Source organism: Ornithinimicrobium kibberense, from assembly GCF_006519705.1.
GTDB lineage: Bacteria > Actinomycetota > Actinomycetes > Actinomycetales > Dermatophilaceae > Ornithinicoccus > Ornithinicoccus kibberensis.
Genome location: NZ_VFXM01000006.1, coordinates 160210 through 177848, shown reverse-complemented (window position 1 = coordinate 177848; position 17639 = coordinate 160210). Strand labels below are relative to the sequence as shown.

16 protein-coding genes are annotated in these 17639 nt (G+C 74.1%); 8 read left to right on the top strand and 8 right to left on the bottom strand.

The genetic code is table 11. The annotated features are described in order from the left end of the window. The first annotated feature begins 3 nt into the window (after positions 1-3). Both FJR00_RS06850 and FJR00_RS06845 read left to right on the top strand, forming a co-directional pair. On the top strand, positions 4-1365 hold the full coding sequence (locus FJR00_RS06850) for a NupC/NupG family nucleoside CNT transporter (RefSeq protein ID WP_141338035.1): 1362 nt from the start codon (positions 4-6) through the stop codon (positions 1363-1365). A gap of 44 nt (positions 1366-1409) precedes the next feature. Continuing rightward, positions 1410-2402, top strand: coding sequence for an NAD(P)H-quinone oxidoreductase (locus FJR00_RS06845; protein WP_141338095.1), 993 nt, complete (start codon positions 1410-1412; stop codon positions 2400-2402). A gap of 7 nt (positions 2403-2409) precedes the next feature. Here FJR00_RS06845 and FJR00_RS06840 read toward each other — a convergent pair whose 3' ends face one another. Continuing rightward, on the bottom strand, positions 2410-2916 hold the full coding sequence (locus tag FJR00_RS06840) for an NUDIX domain-containing protein (protein WP_083663930.1): 507 nt from the start codon (positions 2914-2916) through the stop codon (positions 2410-2412). A gap of 58 nt (positions 2917-2974) precedes the next feature. After that, on the bottom strand, positions 2975-4663 hold the full coding sequence (locus FJR00_RS06835) for an FAD-binding dehydrogenase (RefSeq protein WP_141338034.1): 1689 nt from the start codon (positions 4661-4663) through the stop codon (positions 2975-2977). A gap of 84 nt (positions 4664-4747) precedes the next feature. Between FJR00_RS06835 and FJR00_RS06830 the strand changes: the two genes are divergently transcribed. Continuing rightward, the gene (locus FJR00_RS06830; RefSeq protein ID WP_141338033.1) at positions 4748-6532 is read left to right on the top strand and encodes a metallophosphoesterase family protein; all 1785 of its coding nucleotides are present in this window, start codon (positions 4748-4750) and stop codon (positions 6530-6532) included. Between the two features lie 3 nt (positions 6533-6535). On the opposite strand, the gene thpR is transcribed toward FJR00_RS06830, so the two are convergent. Together thpR and FJR00_RS06820 are read right to left on the bottom strand one after the other, a co-directional pair. Then, positions 6536-7120, bottom strand: a complete 585-nt coding sequence (thpR, locus tag FJR00_RS06825) for an RNA 2',3'-cyclic phosphodiesterase (protein WP_141338032.1) — start codon at positions 7118-7120, stop codon at positions 6536-6538. A gap of 89 nt (positions 7121-7209) precedes the next feature. Then, the gene (locus FJR00_RS06820; RefSeq protein ID WP_141338031.1) at positions 7210-8049 is read right to left on the bottom strand and encodes a DsbA family protein; all 840 of its coding nucleotides are present in this window, start codon (positions 8047-8049) and stop codon (positions 7210-7212) included. Positions 8050-8160: 111 nt separating this feature from the next. Here FJR00_RS06820 and arcC point away from each other — a divergent pair, with 111 nt between their 5' ends. Beyond that, positions 8161-9078, top strand: a complete 918-nt coding sequence (arcC, locus tag FJR00_RS06815) for a carbamate kinase (RefSeq protein ID WP_075956989.1) — start codon at positions 8161-8163, stop codon at positions 9076-9078. 21 nt (positions 9079-9099) lie between these two features. Here the strand turns inward: arcC and FJR00_RS06810 are convergent, their stop codons facing one another. From FJR00_RS06810 to FJR00_RS06800, 3 genes are read right to left on the bottom strand one after another with little or no spacing between them, the layout of a single operon-like run. Further along, on the bottom strand, positions 9100-9417 hold the full coding sequence (locus FJR00_RS06810; RefSeq protein WP_141338030.1) for a YciI family protein: 318 nt from the start codon (positions 9415-9417) through the stop codon (positions 9100-9102). Positions 9418-9439: 22 nt separating this feature from the next. Continuing rightward, the gene (locus tag FJR00_RS06805) at positions 9440-10573 is read right to left on the bottom strand and encodes a trans-sulfuration enzyme family protein (protein ID WP_141338029.1); all 1134 of its coding nucleotides are present in this window, start codon (positions 10571-10573) and stop codon (positions 9440-9442) included. Further along, entirely contained in the window at positions 10570-11118 is a 549-nt protein-coding gene (locus FJR00_RS06800; protein ID WP_141338028.1) for a CGNR zinc finger domain-containing protein, read from the bottom strand. Before FJR00_RS06800 ends, FJR00_RS06805 begins: the two co-directional genes overlap by 4 nt. Before the next feature lie 83 nt (positions 11119-11201). Between FJR00_RS06800 and FJR00_RS06795 the strand changes: the two genes are divergently transcribed. Together FJR00_RS06795 and FJR00_RS16510 are read left to right on the top strand one after the other, a co-directional pair. Further along, positions 11202-12233, top strand: coding sequence for an EamA family transporter (locus FJR00_RS06795; RefSeq protein WP_141338027.1), 1032 nt, complete (start codon positions 11202-11204; stop codon positions 12231-12233). Positions 12234-12264: 31 nt separating this feature from the next. Next, positions 12265-12399, top strand: a complete 135-nt coding sequence (locus FJR00_RS16510; RefSeq protein WP_272949574.1) for a hypothetical protein — start codon at positions 12265-12267, stop codon at positions 12397-12399. Between the two features lie 37 nt (positions 12400-12436). Here FJR00_RS16510 and FJR00_RS06790 read toward each other — a convergent pair whose 3' ends face one another. Then, positions 12437-13957 (bottom strand): S10 family peptidase, encoded by a 1521-nt coding sequence (locus FJR00_RS06790; RefSeq protein ID WP_141338026.1) that lies wholly within the window; start codon positions 13955-13957, stop codon positions 12437-12439. 55 nt (positions 13958-14012) lie between these two features. Between FJR00_RS06790 and FJR00_RS06785 the strand changes: the two genes are divergently transcribed. Further along, positions 14013-15458 (top strand): lipase maturation factor family protein, encoded by a 1446-nt coding sequence (locus FJR00_RS06785; RefSeq protein ID WP_141338025.1) that lies wholly within the window; start codon positions 14013-14015, stop codon positions 15456-15458. Positions 15459-15524: 66 nt separating this feature from the next. Beyond that, positions 15525-17609 (top strand): M3 family metallopeptidase, encoded by a 2085-nt coding sequence (locus FJR00_RS06780; protein WP_141338024.1) that lies wholly within the window; start codon positions 15525-15527, stop codon positions 17607-17609. The last annotated feature ends 30 nt before the right edge of the window (positions 17610-17639 follow it).

Sequence of the window (17639 nt, the reverse complement as noted above, 5' to 3'; positions counted from 1 at the left end):
CGCATGGACGTCCTCTGGGGTATCGGCGGCATGGCCGCCCTCGTCGCGATCGGCCTGCTGCTCTCCTCCAACCGGCGGGCGGTCCGGTGGCGCACGGTCCTGTCGGCGCTGGGGCTGCAGGCGCTCTTCGGGGTGCTCGTCCTCTACTGGTCGACGGGCCGGGCGGTGCTGCAGGCGGTGACCGAGGCCGTCCAGGCGGTGATCAACTCGGCCAACGCGGGCATCAGCTTCCTCTTCGGCCCGGTGCTGCCCCAGGGCGAGGACGCGGGCGTCGTGTTCGCCTTCCAGGTGCTCCCGGTCATCATCTTCTTCGCCTCGCTGACCGCGGTGCTCTACCACTACAAGGTCCTGCAGTTCGTCGTGGAGAAGCTCGGCGCCGCCCTGGGCAAGGCGCTGGGCACCCGCAAGGCGGAGTCGGTCAACGCCGCGGCCAACATCTTCGTCGGGCAGACCGAGGCGCCGCTCGTCATCCGGCCCTACCTCAAGGGGCTGACCCGCTCGGGGCTGTTCGCGGTAATGGTCGGGGGCCTGTCCACGGTGGCGGGCTCGGTGCTCGTGGGCTACTCGCTGCTGGGGGCCCCGCTGGAGTACCTCATCGCCGCCTCGTTCATGGCCGCCCCCGGTGCGCTGATGATGGCCAAGCTGCTCGAGCCGGAGGACCCGGACGAGCCGCCGGAGGACGCGCCCGCGGGCTCCGCGGCCGGTGGCAGCCGGCAGGCCCGCCCCCGGATCAGGTCCCGCGACGGGGACGTCGTCACCACCCGCGGCGCGACGGCCGTCGCCCCGGAGGACACCCGGCGAAAGCAGGACGAGACCGACGAGGACGACGACCTCGACGACTCGATGGAGTACCGCAACGTCATCGACGCGGCCGCCTCCGGGGCGGCCGACGGCCTCAAGCTGGCGCTCAACATCGGCGCGATGCTGCTCGCCTTCATCTCGCTCATCGCCCTCGTCAACCTCATGCTCGGCACGGTCGGCGGCTGGTTCGGCAACCCCGAGCTGACCTTCGAGCAGATCCTGGGCTACGTCTTCGCCCCGCTCATGACGGTCATCGGCGTGCCCTGGGCCGAGGCGACCGGCGCCGGCAGCTTCGTGGGCCAGAAGGTGATCGTCAACGAGTTCGTCGCCTTCTCCAACTTCGCGCCCTCGATCGAGGAGTTCAGCCCCAAGACGGCCGCGATCATCACGTTCGCGCTGACCGGCTTCGCCAACCTCGGCTCCCTGGGCATCCTGCTCGGCGGGCTGGGCAGCCTGGTCAAGCACCGCCGGCGCGAGATCGCCACCCTGGGCCTGCGGGCGATCGCCGCCGCCACCCTGGCCAACCTCATGAGCGCGGCCATCGCCGGGATCCTCATCGGGTAGCGGCCTCCCCCCGTCCGATAGGTAGATTGCGGCCCATGCCGCAGATGAACGCCGTCACCATCACCGGTCCCGGCGAGGCCGACGTCCTCGTCCCCGCCCAGGTCGACCGGCCGCAGCCCGGGCAGGGCGAGGTCCTCGTCGAGGTGGTCGCCGCCGGGGTCAACCGGGCCGACGTCATGCAGCGCAAGGGGTTCTACCCGCCGCCGTCGGGGGCCTCCGAGCTGCCCGGGCTGGAGGTCAGCGGCCGGGTCGTCGAGCTCGGCCCCGGCTGCGAGGAGGCGGGCTGGAGCGTGGGCGACGAGGTCTGCGCGCTGCTGGCCGGAGGCGGGTATGCCGAGCACGTCGCCGTGCCCGTCGGCCAGCTGCTGCCCGTGCCGGCCGGCGTGCCGCTGGCCGACGCCGCGGCGCTGCCCGAGGTGGCCTGCACCGTGTGGAGCAACCTCGTGCTGGAGGCCGGGCTGGGCGAGGGCGAGACGGTGCTGATCCACGGCGGCTCCAGCGGGATCGGCACGATGGCCATCCAGGTCGCCAAGGCCCTCGGCGCGACCGTGGCGGTCACCGCGTCGACGCAGGAGAAGCTCGCGGCCTGCCGCGAGCTGGGGGCGGACGTGCTGGTCAACTACCGCACGCAGGACTTCGTGGACGAGGTCAGGAAGGCGACCGACGGGCGGGGCGCGGACGTCATCCTCGACGTCGTGGGCGCCAAGTACCTCGAGCGCAACGTCGACCTCCTCGCCAAGGACGGGCGCCTCGTGGTCATCGGGCTGCAGGGCGGCCGGCGCGGCGAGCTGGACCTGGGGGCCCTGCTGGCCAAGCGGGCCCGCGTCATCGCGACCTCGCTGCGCTCGCGACCGGTCGAGGGCAAGGCGCAGATCGTGGCGGCGGTGCGCGAGCACGTCTGGCCGCTGGTCGAGCAGGGGCGGATCCGGACGGTCATCCAGTCCCGGCACCCCCTCGCCGAGGCCGCCCGGGCCCACGAGGAGATGGAGGCCTCGGCCCACGTCGGCAAGATCCTGCTCGAGGTCGCCCCCGGCTGAGGTGCCGTCAGCCCTCGAGGAGCCGGCCCTCCCGCCGCTCGCGGCCCTGGCCGGCGAGCAGCTCGAGGATGCCGCGGGTGTCCCGGTCGGCGTCGGTCAGCTTCTCGGGGGTGAACCACTGCGCCTTGCGGGCCTCGGTGGCCAGGGTCAGCTCGGGCCGGCGGTCCAGCCGGACCCGGAAGACGACGTCGATCCCCTGGTCGACGGCGTCGACGCGGATGAAGACGGGGTCGCCGGGGTCGATGTCCACGCCGACCTCCTCGGCCACCTCGCGCCGCACGGCGTCCTCGGGCTCCTCGCCCTTGCCGAGCAGGCCGCCCGGCAGGCTCCAGCCCTCCCGGTGCGGCTGCCACAGGAAGAGCACGTGGCCCTCGTGCTCCAGCACGCAGACCGCCCCGACGGTGTAGCTGGGCGCGCCGACCCGTACGGCCGCCCGCTTCAGCGGCCCGGGCATGACCCGGAACCCGACCAGCGCCGCGGTCCCGGCCTTGCGCCGGAGCGTCCCCATGTCCATGGACGCCAGCCAACCACACCTCCGGCCGCCCGGCGCCCGGACCGCCACGGCCCTGTCGTCACAGGTCGCGGGCCAGCGCCCTCCCGGCCGCCCGGCCGCTGAACAGGCAGCCGCCGAGGAAGGTTCCCTCCAGCGACCGGTAGCCGTGCACCCCGCCGCCGCCGAACCCGGCGACCTCGCCCGCGGCGTAGAGCCCGGGCACGGGGTCGCCCTGGGCGTCCAGGGCCCGCGAGTCCAGGTCGGTCTGGACGCCGCCGAGCGTCTTGCGGGTCAGCACCCGCAGCCGCAGCGCCACGAGCGGCCCGTGGTCGGGGTCGAGGAAGCGGTGCGGCGGGGCCGTCCGGACGAGCCGGTCCCCCCGCGAGCGCCGGGCGGCGCGCACGAGGGCGGTCTGCAGGTCCTTGCCGTAGTCGTTGTCCAGCTCCCGGTCGTGCGCCTCCAGCAGCGTGCGGAGCCGACCGCCGTCGACCAGCCCCTCCCCGTGCCCGTCGCCGTCCCCGACCAGCGCGTTCATCACCGCGGCCAGCTTCTCCGGGGTGTCCGCCTCGACGACGTCGGCGCCGTGGTCGACGAACGCCCGCAGCGGCCCGGGGACGTCGGTGGTGACCCGCCCCAGCACGCCCCGGACCGACCGCCCGGTCAGGTCGGGGTTCTGCTCGGACCCGGACAGGGCGTACTCCTTGCCCAGGATCGTCCGGGTGGCCACGAACCAGGAGTGGTCGTGCTCCCGCGCACCCTCGGCGGTCCGCAGGTGGGCGAGGGTGCCGAGGGTGTCGAACCCCGGGAAGTACGGCGCGGGCAGCCGTCGCCCCGACCCGTCCAGCCAGAGCGAGCTGGGCCCGGGCAGGATGCGGATGCCGTGCCCCGGCCACACAGGCGCGTGGTTGGCCAGGCCCTCGGTGTAGTGCCACATCCGGTCGCGGTTGACCAGCCTGGCCCCGGCGTCGGCGACGGGGTCGAGCATGGACCCGTCGACGTGGGCCGGGACCCCGGTGACCATGTCCTGCGGGGGCGTCCCCAGCCGGTCCGGCCAGAACCGGCGGACCAGGTCGGCGTTCGCCCCGATGCCCCCGCTGGTGACCACGACCGCCTGGGCGGACAGCTCGGCCTGCCCCACCACCTCGCGCGTGGACGGCATACCCCGCTCCACCCCGTCCTCGCGGAGCACGTCGCAGCGCACCCCGGTGACCGCCCCGTCGGTGAGCACCAGCCCCGTCACCCGGTGCCGCCCGTGCAGGGTCACCAGGCCTGCCTCGACCCCGGCCCGCACCTGCCGCTCGAAGGGCTCCACGATCGCCGGGCCGGTGCCCCAGACGATGTGGAACCGGGGCACCGAGTTGCCGTGGCCGGTCGCGGTGCCGTCGCCACGCTCGGCCCAGCCGACGACCGGGAAGAACCGGACCCCCCGCTCGCGCAGCCAGGCCCGCTTCTCCCCGGAGGCCCAGTCGACGTAGGCGCGGGCCCAGCGCTGCCCCCAGCCGTCCTCGCCGCCGGGCCCGAGCCGGTCGAACCCTGCCGTCCCCGTCCAGTCCTGCCAGGCCAGGTCGCGGGTGTCGGCGATGCCCATGCGTCGCTGCTCGGGGGTGTCGACGAGGAACAGCCCGCCGAAGCTCCACCAGGCCTGGCCGCCGAGGTGCCGGGTCGACTCCTGGTCCACCAGCGCGACCCTCCTCCCGGCGGCGACCAGCTCGGCGGTGGCGACCAGGCCGGCCAGCCCGGCCCCCACCACGACGACGTCGGCGTCCATGCGTCCTCCTCGACGGTCCGGCGAGCCCCCAAGGGCGCGCGCCCCCACGGTACCCATCGACCCACGGCTACGCTGGCCCGTGCGATGAGCACCCGTGAGCGCATCACCCGTGGCATGGCCGCCGGTCTGTGGCGAGCCCTGGTCGTCATGCTGCTCACGCTCGTGGCCGTCGTCGGCGGGGTCGCCACCACCCAGCTGTGGCCGGTGCACGTGGAGACGGAGTACTTCACCGCCGACGTGTCCGTCGAGCCCCGGCTGGACTCGACCATCCAGGTGCCCACCGTCGTCGGCGACGTGGTGATGAGCTTCGACGGACCGCTGCCGGCCCCCGGGCTCACCGGGCAGGTGCAGGTGCGCGACCGGGTCACCGACCTCATCCGCTCCGGCCGCCTGACCACCGAGAACCTGCAGCCCAGCCAGGAGGAGCTGCGCACGGCCATCGACACCGGCGTGCGGGAGGTCGCCTGGAAGTTCGCGGCCGGCGCCCTGGTGACCTCGCTGCTGGTGCTGCTCACGTATGCCGTGTCCCGCCCCCGCCACGCCGGTCACGTCGTCGCCGCCGCGGCGGGGGCCACCGTGCTCGCGCTCGCGCTGCCGGGCGCGTCGGCCTACCTGACCTACCGGACCGGCAAGGTCGCCGAGTTCCGGACCACCTCGGTGCTGTCCCTCGTGCAGACCAACGCCGGCATCCTCGACTCGCTCTCCAGCAAGGCCGACCAGGGCGCGGTCTACGTGACCAACCTGCTGGCGCTCTCGGACGCGTTGCGGCAGGAGTTCACCCCCGAGACGGTCGACCAGCCGGCCGCCGCCCGGTTCCTGCTGGTCAGCGACATCCACGGGATGGACCAGTACCCGCTGCTGCGGCAGATCGTGGCCACCGAGCGGATCGACGCGGTGATCGACACCGGCGACCTGGTCAACTTCGGCCAGGCCCGGGAGGGGGAGCTGACCGGGATCTACGAGGGCATCGAGTCGCTCGGCGTGCCCTACATCTTCGTCCGGGGCAACCACGACGCCGTGTCCGCCACCGACGAGGGGCTCCTGCGCCGGATGGCGCAGGTGCCGAACGTGGTGCTGCTGGAGCCCACGGACGGGGAGTACGTCCGGACCGACGTCCACGGCGTCTCGGTGTCGGGCTTCAACGACGTGCGCTTCTTCAACCAGCGGTCGGACGACTTCGCCGGGGAGCAGGCCGAGGCGGCGCAGCAGTTCCGGGAGGCCACCGACGGGCTGGCGCCGACCGACCTCGTCGTCACCCACCAGCCCTACGCCGCGCAGCGGGTGGACGCCGGCGCGCTGACGCTCAACGGTCACATGCACGTCCCCGCGATCGACGGGCAGCACCTGCAGGTCGGGTCGCTGACGGGGGGCGGGCTGGTCAACCAGTTCCGCCTGCCGCCGCTGACCGAGCAGGCCCAGGAGGCCGCCGAGGAGGACCCGGAGACCGCCGGTGAGCTGCTCAGCCAGCCGTACAGCTTCGACATCCTGACCGTCGGGCAGGACTGCTCGGTGGTGAGCCTGGCGCGCTACAGCTACCGCAACCTGGTGTCCGGGCGGCCGCAGTTCGACGACGTGCGGCTGGTCAACGGGCGGACGCTGCAGCCGGACCCGCCGCAGGGGCGTTCCTGCGGGGCCGAGCTGGGCGTCGTGACCGGGCCGGTGGACGAGTTCGTCCCGGCCGAGGTCGAGCCGGTGGAGGTGTCGGATCCAGGGGACGACGACGCCGCCACGGCCGGGCCGGACGGGGTGGAGGTCACGGCCGGTCCGGACGGGGCGGAGGTCACGGCCGGTCCGGACCTGGCGGGCGTCACGACCGCGCCGGACGACGACGCCACCACGAGCGAGCCCGAGGACGCGACGGCGCCGTAGCCGTCAGGCGCGGTCCTTCCCGAGCGGCCAGCGGTGCCGCACCTCGTGCCGCGGCGTCCTGCTCGGCCCCTCCCCGAGCCAGGAGGCGACCAGGACGAGCTCGTCGACGCTCCACGCCGGGGTCCGCAGCGTGTCCAGGGCCTGCAGCAGGTGGCCGGCCGCGTGCCGGCCGCCCACCGACCGGGCGAGCGTGACGTGCGGCGTGAACCGGGTGCCCTCGACGCGGGCGCCGGCCCGGGAGAGGACCCTGCGGGTGCCGGCAGCCCAGTCGGCCAGGGTGCCCGGACGCTCCTCGTCGACCCCGGCCCACAGCACGCGGGCGGCACCCGGGTCGGGAAAGGCTCCGGCCCCGGAGAGGCGCACCTCGAGCGGCTGCTGCCGGGCGGCGAACTCCTCGCCCGCGGCGATCAGCTCCTCCTCCCGCCACGCGTCGAGGTCGGGCACGAACGCCAGGGTGAGGTGGAGGTGCTCGGCCCGGGTCCAGCGCCAGCGCCCCTCCGCCGCGAGCGCGTCGCGACGGGGCTGGAGGAACTCCTCGACGGCCTCGACGACCGGGGCGGGCGGGACGACGGCGACGAAGACACGCACCGATCCATGATGACGGACCTGGCGTCCGCGATCTCGCTCGACCGTTCGTGGCCCCCAGGAGGGCCGAAGGTCGTCACGCGAGCCCGGGCTCAGCCGTCCGCGCCGGCCTGCTCCAGCTGCTCGGCGACGACCCCGCGGAAGTGCTCGGCCGACTCGGCCCCCTGGACGACGGCGGTGTTGACGAGGAACGTCGGGGTCGAGCTGAGCCCCAGCGACCTGGCCTCGGCGGTGTCGGCGTCGACGGCCGCCGCGAGCTCGGGGTCGTCGAGCGCGGCCGTGAAGGCCTCGACGTCGGGCACGCCGACCTCCTCGGCCAACGCGACCAGGTCGTCCTGCGTCAGGGTCGCCTCGCCGGTGGTCGACCGGGCGAAGACTGCCTCCTGGTAGGCCAGGCCGTGCTCGGCGCCCTGCTCCGCCGCGGCCCGCACGGCCACCGCCACGGCGTGCGACTCCTCGCCGAAGATAACGAAGTCGCGGAACTCGATCCGCAGCGTCCCGTCGTCGACGAGGTCCTGCAGCTGCGGCCGCGTCTCCAGCTCGAAGCGGGCGCAGTAGGGGCAGCGGTAGTCGGCGTACTCGATCATGACGACCGGCGCGTCCACGTCGCCCACGGCCAGCGGGTCGTCCGCGTCCCGCCGCTGCAGGCCCATCATCAGCTCGGCGACCTCCGCCGAGGGACCGGTGGCTGCGGCGTCGTCCGGACCGGTGGCCGCGGCGTCGTCCGCCGAGCCGTCCTGGTCGCTAGTCGTCGGCGGCGCGCTCACCGACGGGTCGCTGCCGGCGGCGTCGCCGTCCGACCCGCCACCACCGATCGCCAGCCAGGCGATGAACGCGCTGACCAGGGCCACGACGATCACGGCGACCGCCCAGGCGATCGAGGCGGTCCGGCGGTCGCCGGCCGGGGGCGCGGGAGAGATGGGCTCGCTCACCGCCCCAGCGTCGCACAGCGGCACGAGGCCTCCGGCATCCGACCGGACCCCCGGCCGACCCCCACCGACCGGCACGGCGCGCCGCGGCGCGCCCCACGGCATACTCCGTGCATGAGGATCGTCGTCGCCCTCGGCGGGAACGCGCTGCTGCAACGGGGCCAGGTGCCGGACGCGGACGCGCAGGCGGAGAATATCCGCCGGGCCATGAGGGCACTGGCGCCGCTGACCGACGACCACGAGGTCGTCATCACCCACGGCAACGGCCCGCAGGTGGGCGTCCTGGCGATCGAGTCGGCCAACGACGCGCGGCTGACCCAGCCCTACCCGTTCGACGCGCTCGGGGCGATGACGCAGGGGCTGATCGGCTACTGGATCCTGCAGGCGATCGGCAACGAACGGCCCTACCGCCAGTTCGCCGCCGTGCTCAACCAGACCCTCGTCGACGCGGACGACCCGGCCTTCGCCGACCCGACCAAGTTCGTCGGCGAGGTCTACGACGAGGAGACGGCGCACGCGCTGGCGGAGAAGAACGGCTGGCAGGTCCGGCGCGACGGGGAGCACTGGCGCCGAGTCGTCCCCTCGCCGCGCCCGCGGGAGATCATCGAGACCCGGCTCATCGACCACCTGCTCGACGAGTCGATCATCGTCGTCTGCGCCGGCGGCGGGGGCGTGCCCGTGGTGCGCACGGGGACCGGCGACCTGCGCGGGGTCGAGGCGGTCATCGACAAGGACCTGTCGGCGGCCGTGCTGGCCCACCGGCTCAAGGCCGACCGCCTCGTCGTGCTCACCGACGTGCCGGCGGTGATGGAGGACTACGGCACCGACCACGCGCGGGAGGTCCGGCGGGCCACCCCCGCGCAGCTGCGGGCGATGGACCTGCCCGCGGGGTCGATGGGGCCCAAGGTGGAGGCGGTATGCCGTTTCGTCGAGGTCGGAGGCCGGGGCGTCGCCGCGGCGATCGGGAACCTCGAGGAGGCCCAGGAGCTGCTCGACGGCCGGGCCGGGACGTTCGTCACCGCCGAGGGGTAGTGCTCCTCGGGACGGGCCGGCTCAGCCCAGGTCGTCGGCCAGCGGACCGTCGAACCACGACCCCAGCACCGGGGTCCACTCGCGGACGGCCACCTGCTCGACGAGCCCCTGCTGCTGGAAGGGGTCCTCGCGCATGAGCTCGACCAGCTCGGCGGCGCTGTCGCCGCGCACGACGATGAGCGCGGCGTCGGCCGCCCCGTCGACCGGGGCGTAGGGGCCGGAGAGCAGCACCACCCCCTCGTCGGCCAGGGCGCCGAGGAACTCGCGGTGGGCCGAGCGGTGCTCGTCGCGTGCCGCGGTGTCGTCGGAGTAGGTGTAGTGGACGGCGAAGATGGCCATGGCCCGATCGTAGGGCCACACCTCAGCCCGGGGCCGCCTCCAGCGCCTGCTCGAGGTCGGCCCACAGGTCCTCGGGGTCCTCGACGCCGACCGAGAGCCGCAGCAGCGACTCCGGCACGCTGTCGACCTCGAGCGGGTGCCGGCGTCGGCGCTCGATCTGCGACTCGACGCCGCCGAGGCTGGTGGAGTGGGTCCACAGCCGGGTCGCCGCCGCAACCCGCTCGGCCGCCTCGGGGCCGCCGGCGACCTCGATCGAGACCATCGCCCCGAACCCGGGGTAGCGCACCGCCTCCACCACCGGGTGGTCCAGGAGCCGGTTGACGAGCAGCTCGGCCGTGGCGCTGGCCCGCTCGAGGCGCACGTGCAGCGTCCGGACGCCGCGCAGCACCAGCCAGGCCTCCATCGGGCCGGGGACCGCACCGTGCAGCGAGCGGTGGGTATGCAGCCGCTCGGCCAGGTCCGCCCGTCCCGGTGCGGTCACGAGGGCGCCGAGCAGGGTGTCGGAGTGGCCGGCGAGGTACTTGGTCGCCGAGTGCATCACGACGTCGGCCCCCCAGCCCAGCGGCTGCTGGGCGACCGGGGTGGCGAAGGTGTTGTCGCACGCCACGACCGGGCGCGCGTCGCCGTACCTCTGGCCGAGGCCGCGCAGCACCCCGCGCACGTCGGTGAGCTCCATCATCGGGTTGGTCGGCGACTCGAGCAGGAGCAGGTCGGCCCCGTCGCAGGCCTCGACGATCCCGGTGGTGTCCTCCGCCTGGACGGTGCGGACGGTGAGCAGGCCGGCGGCGGCGCGCTCGGCCAGCTGGGCGGTCGTGCCGCTGTAGGCGTGCCGCGGGGCGACGACGACCCCGCCGACGGGGACGAGGGAGACCACCGCCGAGATCGCGGCCAGCCCGGAGGCGAAGGTCAGCGCCCGGCCGCCCTCGAGCGAGCCGAGGACCTCCTCGAGGGCCTCCCACGTCGGGTTGGACACCCGGGCGTAGTCGACCGGGCCGTCGGCGACGAACGTCGAGGTGAAGGTGACCGGGACGTTGACCGGGGCACCCGGGTCGCGCGGCGGGCGGCCGAGGGCGACGGCACGGGTCGAGGAGGCGAGCCGTCGGTGGTGGGCGTCGGGGGCGTGGCCCGGGCCGTCCGTGGGGTCGGGAGCGTTCATGCGGGGTCCTCCTGTCGGGCCTGCCGCTCACGATAGGCCGCCGCGGCCATCCGGTTGCCGCACGCCGTGCTGCAGAAGCGGCGGGACCGGTTGCGCGAGAGGTCCACGTGCACGGCCTCGCACCCCTCGGCCTCGCAGGTGCGCAGCCGGCCGAGCTCGCCGGCCCGGACGACGTCGACCATCGCCATCGCCGCCTCGACCGCCATCCGGGTGGCCAGCGGGGCGTCGTCGGGCACGGCGTGCAGGTGCCAGCCCCAGTCGTCGTGGTCGACCAGCTGCGGCAGCGCCCGCGCGTCGGTCAGCAGCCCGTTGACCAGCGGCACCAGCGCGTCCTCGTCGAGCTCCCACAGCCGGGCCAGCTGCGGCCGCAACGCCCGGACCTCGTCCAGCTCGACCCGTTCGCCGGTCAGCTCCCCCGACCACCCCTGGTCGCGCACGAACGTCTCGAGCTGCTCGTCGGTGGTCAGGGTGTCGGGCGGGCCCATCGTGTTCACCAGCGCCGCCGCGCTCTGCAGCGCGATCTCGGTGTCATGGGTGAACAGCATCTTGACTCCTGACGTTGCCCGTGCGTATCGTCATGACCATCACTCCTCGACACCCATGATGACAGACGAGAGGGGGTCACCCCGTGACCATCGACCACCGGCAGGCCGTGCCCGCCACCACCCGGACCACTCTGCGGGTGCTCGTCCTGGGCCTGCTCGTGGCCGTGCTGTCCGCGGTGACCTTCGGCAGCTCCGGCGCCGTCGCCAAGAGCCTGCTCGTGGAGGGCTGGTCCCCCGGCGCCGCGGTGACGGCCCGCATCGTCCTGGGCGCGGTCATCCTCGCGGTCCCGGCGACGCTGTCCATGCGGGGGCACTGGCACCTGCTGCGCCGACCGGTGACCTGGGCGCACGTGACGACCTTCGGCGTCCTGGCGGTCGCCGGCGCCCAGCTGTTCTACTTCCTCGCCGTCGAGCGGCTCTCCGTGGGCGTGGCGCTCATGCTGGAGTACCTCGGCCCGATCCTCGTCGTCGGCTGGCTCTGGCTGGTCCGCAGCCAGCGTCCCCGCCCGTTGACCGTCGGGGGGATCGGCGTGGCGATGCTGGGGCTCCTCCTCGTCCTCGACGTCCTCGGCGACGCGCAGCTCAGCGGGATCGGGGTCATGTGGGGCCTGTTCGCCGCGGTCGGCCTGGCCGCCTTCTTCGTCGTCGGCGCCGACGACGCCACCGGCCTGCCGCCGCTGGCGTTCGCCTGCCTGGGCCTGCTCGTCGGTGCCGCCACCCTCCTGCTCGCCGGCGCGGTCGGCCTGGTCCCGATGCGCTGGGACACCGTGGACGTCACCGTCTCGGGGTATGCCGTGGCCTGGTGGGTGCCGGTGCTGTGGCTGGGCCTGGTGGCCGCCGCGATCGCCTACCTCACCGGCGTCGTCGCGGCCCGCGCCCTGGGCGCCAAGGTCTCCTCCTTCGTCGGGCTCACCGAGGTGATGTTCGCCGTGCTCTGGGCCTGGGTCCTGCTGGCCGAGCTGCCGGCGGCCGTGCAGCTCCTCGGCGGCCTGCTCATCCTGGCCGGGGTGGTCCTGGTCAAGCTGGACGAGCGGCCGGACGACCGGGAGGGCGCCCACGAGCCGCTCGAGGTCGAGCCGATCCCGGACGTCGACGTGCCCGCTCCGCAGCCCTGACCTGCAGGCGGTCGCGGGCTGGTCTGGAGGCATGAGCACGGTCGATGCCGAGGAGTCGGCGACGGGGCAGGAGGATGCGGTGAGCGCCTTCGTTCGCGCCCGCGCCGGGCTCCGGCTGCAGGAGGACGTGAAGGAGCTCATCGAGGAGGGCCGCCGGCCCGCCTGACCCTTCCCGAGGTCGCGGCCCTGCCGACGCCGCGCCGTCAGCCGGTGGCGCGCCGGACGAAGTCGGTGATGCCCTCGGCCTCGGCCACCCGGGTCGCCGAGCCGACGTAGGGCATGTGCCCGGTCTCGAACCAGGCGTGCTCGATCCGGTCCAGCGCCTGCTGGGGCAGCCGCAGGTGGGCGACCGTGTCCTGGGCCGCGCCGAAGGGCGTGGCCAGGTCGTAGTAGCCGTACTCGATCCGCACGCGCAGGTGCGGGTTGGCGCGCATGACGCGCTCCAGCTTGTCGGTGACGCTGATCGGGCGGCCCTCGAACTCCTTGTAGGACCAGTGCTCGATGGCGTCGGAGAACACGGCGTAGGGCAGGTCGAGCTCGGAGCCCAGCTCGCCCCGCAGGTAGTGGTGGATCGCGGCGGCGTAGGGGCCCATGATCGCGTCGATCGAGGGGTCGGCGTCCATGTTCTCGGCGATGCCGGAGTGCAGCACCCCGGTGATCCGCCCGTCGATCCGGCCGACCGTGCGGCCCTCGTCCCGCAGCAGCTCGGTGCAGAAGCGCCAGTGCTCCGGCCGCAGGTCGCATCTCAGCAGGTAGTCCTGCGACAGGCCGGTCAGCCGGGAGAGGTCGGCGGCCAGCGAGGACCGCTCCTCCTCGGTGAGCCGGTTGCCCCGGGCCAGCGCCCAGCGGTAGTGCCCGGCGGAGAGCTCCTCGGCCTCGGCGACCACCTCGCCCAGCGACCGGTCGGGGTGCTTGCCGTGGACGTGCGCGACCGCCGCGTAGGTCGGCAGGTAGGACAGGCAGGCCTCGTCGTGGCGCAGGTAGCGGAAGTCCTGCGTGGTGAAGTCGAGCACGCTGGAGATGAGCACCAGGCCGTTGAGCTGCATCCCGAACCGGCTGAACAGGTGCTCGGCGACCGCGACGGCCCGGGTCGTGCCGTAGGACTCGCCGCAGAGGAACTTCGGGCTCATCCACCGGTCCTCGCGGGTGCACCACAGCCGGATGAGCTCGGCGACCTGCTCCACGTCCTTGCCGAAGCCGTGGTAGTCCTTGGCCTTGCCGCCCTTGACCGCCCGCGACTGGCCGGTCGACATCGGGTCGATGAAGACCAGGTCGGTGGCGTGCAGCGGGGTCTGCGGGTTGTCGGCCAGGGCGTAGGGCGGCGGGGTCGGGGCGTCCACCTCGCCGGCGTCGACGATCCTCGGCCCGAGCACGCCCAGGTGCAGCCAGACCGAGCTCGAGCCCGGGCCGCCGTTGAAGACGAAGGTCACCGGCCGGTCGTTGCGGTCGGCGCCCTCGGGCAGGTCGAGGGTGTAGGCCGTCACCGCCAGCTCGGCGCGCGGGGTCCACCCCTGGAAGACGTCGTCCTTGACCTCCTCCTCGCGCAGCACGATCCGCCCGGTGCGCGCCGTGTAGCTGAGATCGCCGTCGTCCGTCGTCAGCGTGTGGTGGGTCTCGACCAGCAGGTCGCGGGGCTCGGCGTCCTTGGTCGTGTCCTTCCCGGCGTCCTTGGTGGTGTCCTCGGCCTTCCCGTCGGCGGCCGGGGTCGTCGCGTCCTCGCTCATGGGCACCGACTGTATGCGGCGTGCCGACCGGGCGCGCACGGCATACCGTCGAGGGATGGAGTGGTTCGTCGCCGACGACGGATGGCTGGGGCGCGCGGTGCTCCAGCACGCGCTCGCCGCGCTCTACCTCGTCGCCTTCGTCGCCGCGGCCCGGCAGGGGCCGGCGCTGATCGGCTCGCGCGGGCTGACGCCGGCGCCGACCTTCCTGCGACGCGCGACCTTCGCGCAGGCGCCGAACCTGTTCCACCGGTGGTGGTCCGACCGCCTCTTCCTCGCCGTCGCCTGGACGGGCGCGGCGCTGGCCCTGCTCACCCTCGTCGGCGTTCCCGCCCGGCTGCCCCTGGCCGCCTCGATGGCGGTGTGGGCGGTGCTGTGGGCGCTCTACCTCTCGATCGTCAACGTCGGGCAGCTCTGGTGGTCCTTCGGCTGGGAGACGCTGCTGTGCGAGGTCGGCTTCCTGGCGATCTTCCTCGGCAACGCCGCCGTCGCGCCGCCCCTGCTCGTGCTGCTCCTGGTGCGCTGGCTGCTCTTCCGGCTCGAGTTCGGCGCCGGCCTGATCAAGCTGCGCGGCGACCGCTGCTGGCGCGACCTCACCTGCCTGCACCACCACCACGAGACCCAGCCGATGCCCGGGCCGCTGTCCTGGTTCTTCCACCACCTGCCGGGCCCCCTGCACAAGGTGGAGGTCGCCGCCAACCACGTCACCCAGCTGATCGTGCCGTTCGGGCTGTTCCTGCCGCAGCCGGTGGCGGGGGTCAGCGCCGGGATCATGCTCGTCACCCAGCTGTGGCTGGTGGCCAGCGGCAACTTCGCCTGGCTCAACTGGCTGGCGATCGTGCTGGCCGCCTCCGTCCTGCCGGACGCCGTCTGGGCCCGGCTCCTCCCCGGTCCCGTGCAGGACTGGCTCGTGCCCACGCAGGCCGGCGCGACGCCATACCCCTGGGTGGTCGCGGTGGTGCTGCTCACCGTGCTGGTGGCGGTGCTCAGCTGGCGGCCGGTGGTCAACCTGCTCTCGCCGCGGCAGGCGATGAACGCCTCCTTCGAGCCGCTGCGGCTGGTCAACACCTACGGCGCGTTCGGCAGCGTGACGAAGGTGCGCCACGAGATCGTGCTCGAGGGCCTGGACACCGACGGGGTATGGCGCGAGTACGGCTTCCGCGGCAAGCCCGGGTTCCCGGGGCGCTGGCCGCGGCAGTACGCGCCCTACCACCTGCGCCTGGACTGGCTCATGTGGTTCGCCGCGCTGTCGCACCGCTACGCCTACCCCTGGCTCCCGCGGCTGCAGCGGCGGCTGCTCGAGGCCGACCCGCCGACGCTGCGGCTGCTTGCCCACGACCCGTTCGACGGGCGGCGGCCCGAGGCGGTCCGGGCGGTGCTCCACCGCTACCGCTACACGACCTGGGCCGAGCTGCGCACGACGCGGGAGTGCTGGCACCGGCGGCCCGTGGGTCCGTTCGGGCCGGTCGTCACCCCGGACAGCGCCGAGCCGGACTGGTGGTGAGCGGCCGACCGGGCGCCGGCCACCGCCCGGAGGACCCCGGGCACGCGCCGTGATGGGATGGGACCCATGACCAACCCGCTCCTTGCCCCCTCGACCCTGCCGTTCCAGCTGCCCGACTACGCCACGATGACCGAGGCGCACGTCCGCGAGGCGCTCGAGGTCGGGATGACCGAGCAGCTGGCCGCCCTGCGCGCGATCGCCGAGGACACCGCGCCGCCGACCCTGGAGAACGTCATGCACGCCTGGGAGCGCAGCGGCGCCACCCTGGACCGGACGCTGTCGGCCTTCTGGGTCGCCCGGTCGGCCGACACCACCCCCGAGCGCGACGCGATCATGGCCGAGTTCTCCCCGCGCCTGGCCGCCCACCAGGACGCCATCCTCATGGACGCCGACCTCTACGCGCGGCTCACCGGCCTGCGGGACCGGATCGACGCCGGCGAGGTGGAGGCCGACGAGCAGGACCGGTTCTGGCTCACCGAGTCGCTGCGGGCCTACGAGCGCGGCGGCATCACCCTCGAGGCGGGCGACCAGGCCCGCCTGCGCGAGCTCAACGCCGAGCTCGCCGGGCTGACCACCCAGTTCGACCAGATCCTCGTCGAGGGCCGCAACGCCGCCGCGGTGCACGTCGTCGACGCGGAGCGGCTCAGGGGGCTCAGCGACGACGAGAAGGCCGGGCTGCGCGAGGCCGCGCAGGCCCGGAGCCTGGAGGGCTGGCTGGTCCCGATCGTCAACACCACGGGCCAGCCGCTGCTGTCCTCGATGGAGGACCGCGGGCTGCGTGAGGAGGTCTTCCGCGCCTCGGTCGACCGGGGGCTGGGCCGGGGCACGCAGGCCGACCACGACACCCGCGACGTGCTCGTGCGGATCGCCCGGCTGCGCGCCGAGCGGGCCACCCTGCTGGGCTACCCGCACCACGCGGCCTACGTCCACGAGACCAGCTGCGCCGGCGGCACCGACGCCGTCAACGAGATCCTCTCCCGGCTCGCCGCCGGGGCCGTGCCCCTCGCCGAGCAGGAGGCCGACGCCCTGCGGGCCCGGCTGCGGACCCTCGACCCCGGGGCCGACCTGGAGCCGTGGGACTGGCAGTTCCTCGCCGCCCGGGAGGCCGCCGAGTCGGCGCTGGACCCGGAGAAGCTGCGGCCCTACCTGGAGTTCGAGCGGGTGCTGCACGAGGGCGTCCTCGCCGCCGCGACCGCCCTTTACGGCATCACCTTCTCCGAGCGGCCCGAGCTCGTCGGCTACACCGACCAGGCGCGGGTCTTCGAGGTGCGGGAGGAGGACGGCAGCGTCCTCGGCGCCGTCGTGCTCGACCCCTACACCCGGCCCACGAAGAAGGGCGGGGCCTGGATGACCTCGATCGTCGACCAGAGCTCCCTGCTCGGCGACCAGCCGCTGGTCACCAACACCTGCAACGTGCCGCCGCCCGCCCCGGGCTCGCCGAGCCTGATGACCTGGGACAACGTCATCACGCTCTTCCACGAGTTCGGCCACGACCTGCACGGGCTGCTCTCCGACGTGCGCTACCCCTCGCGCTCGGGCACCTCGGTCCCGCGCGACTTCGTCGAGTTCCCCTCCCAGGTCAACGAGATCTGGGCCTTCCAGCCCTCGCTGATCCGCCGCTACGCCCGCCACCACGACACCGGCGAGCCCCTGCCCGAGGAATGGGTGGACGCGCTCGTCGCGCAGCGCCAGGAGACGGCATACCGGACCCTGGAGCTGCTCAAGGCGATGCTGCTCGACCAGGCCTGGCACCAGACCCCTCTGGCGGCGCTGCCCGCCGACGGCAAAGGCGTGGAGGAGTTCGAGGCCGCGGCGCTGGAGCGGGCCGGGGTGGCCTTCCCGCTCGTCCCGCCGCGCTACCGGTCAGCCTACTTCCACCACATCTTCGGCGGGGGCTACGCCGCCGGCTACTACTCCTACCTGTGGTCGGAGGTGATGGACGCCGACACGGTGGCCTGGTTCACCGCGCAGGGCACCGACGAGCAGCCCGGGGGTATGACGCGCGCCGCCGGCGAGCGCTTCCGTCGCGAGCTCCTCGGGCGGGGCGGGTCCATCGAGGCGATGGAGACCTACCGGCGCTTCCGGGGCGCCGAGCCGGACCTGCGCCACCTGCTCGCGCGCCTGGGCCTGGGCGACGAGCCCGCCGCGTGAGCCCGGGGACACGGGTTCACGGCCGGCCGG

Bases quoted from the DNA above. Each gene is read 5' to 3' on its own strand.
- FJR00_RS06800 (WP_141338028.1), bottom strand. From the start codon at position 11,118: ATGCTGTTCACCCATGACACCGAGATCGCGCTGCAGAGCGCGGCGGCG.
- FJR00_RS06850 (WP_141338035.1), top strand. From the start codon at position 4: ATGGACGTCCTCTGGGGTATCGGCGGCATGGCCGCCCTCGTCGCGATC.
- FJR00_RS06805 (WP_141338029.1), bottom strand. From the start codon at position 10,573: ATGAACGCTCCCGACCCCACGGACGGCCCGGGCCACGCCCCCGACGCC.
- FJR00_RS06830 (WP_141338033.1), top strand. From the start codon at position 4,748: ATGAGCACCCGTGAGCGCATCACCCGTGGCATGGCCGCCGGTCTGTGG.
- FJR00_RS06835 (WP_141338034.1), bottom strand. From the start codon at position 4,663: ATGGACGCCGACGTCGTCGTGGTGGGGGCCGGGCTGGCCGGCCTGGTC.
- FJR00_RS06785 (WP_141338025.1), top strand. From the start codon at position 14,013: ATGGAGTGGTTCGTCGCCGACGACGGATGGCTGGGGCGCGCGGTGCTC.
- arcC (WP_075956989.1), top strand. From the start codon at position 8,161: ATGAGGATCGTCGTCGCCCTCGGCGGGAACGCGCTGCTGCAACGGGGC.
- FJR00_RS06810 (WP_141338030.1), bottom strand. From the start codon at position 9,417: ATGGCCATCTTCGCCGTCCACTACACCTACTCCGACGACACCGCGGCA.
- FJR00_RS16510 (WP_272949574.1), top strand. From the start codon at position 12,265: ATGAGCACGGTCGATGCCGAGGAGTCGGCGACGGGGCAGGAGGATGCG.
- FJR00_RS06780 (WP_141338024.1), top strand. From the start codon at position 15,525: ATGACCAACCCGCTCCTTGCCCCCTCGACCCTGCCGTTCCAGCTGCCC.
- FJR00_RS06790 (WP_141338026.1), bottom strand. From the start codon at position 13,957: ATGAGCGAGGACGCGACGACCCCGGCCGCCGACGGGAAGGCCGAGGAC.
- FJR00_RS06845 (WP_141338095.1), top strand. From the start codon at position 1,410: ATGAACGCCGTCACCATCACCGGTCCCGGCGAGGCCGACGTCCTCGTC.
- FJR00_RS06840 (WP_083663930.1), bottom strand. From the start codon at position 2,916: ATGGACATGGGGACGCTCCGGCGCAAGGCCGGGACCGCGGCGCTGGTC.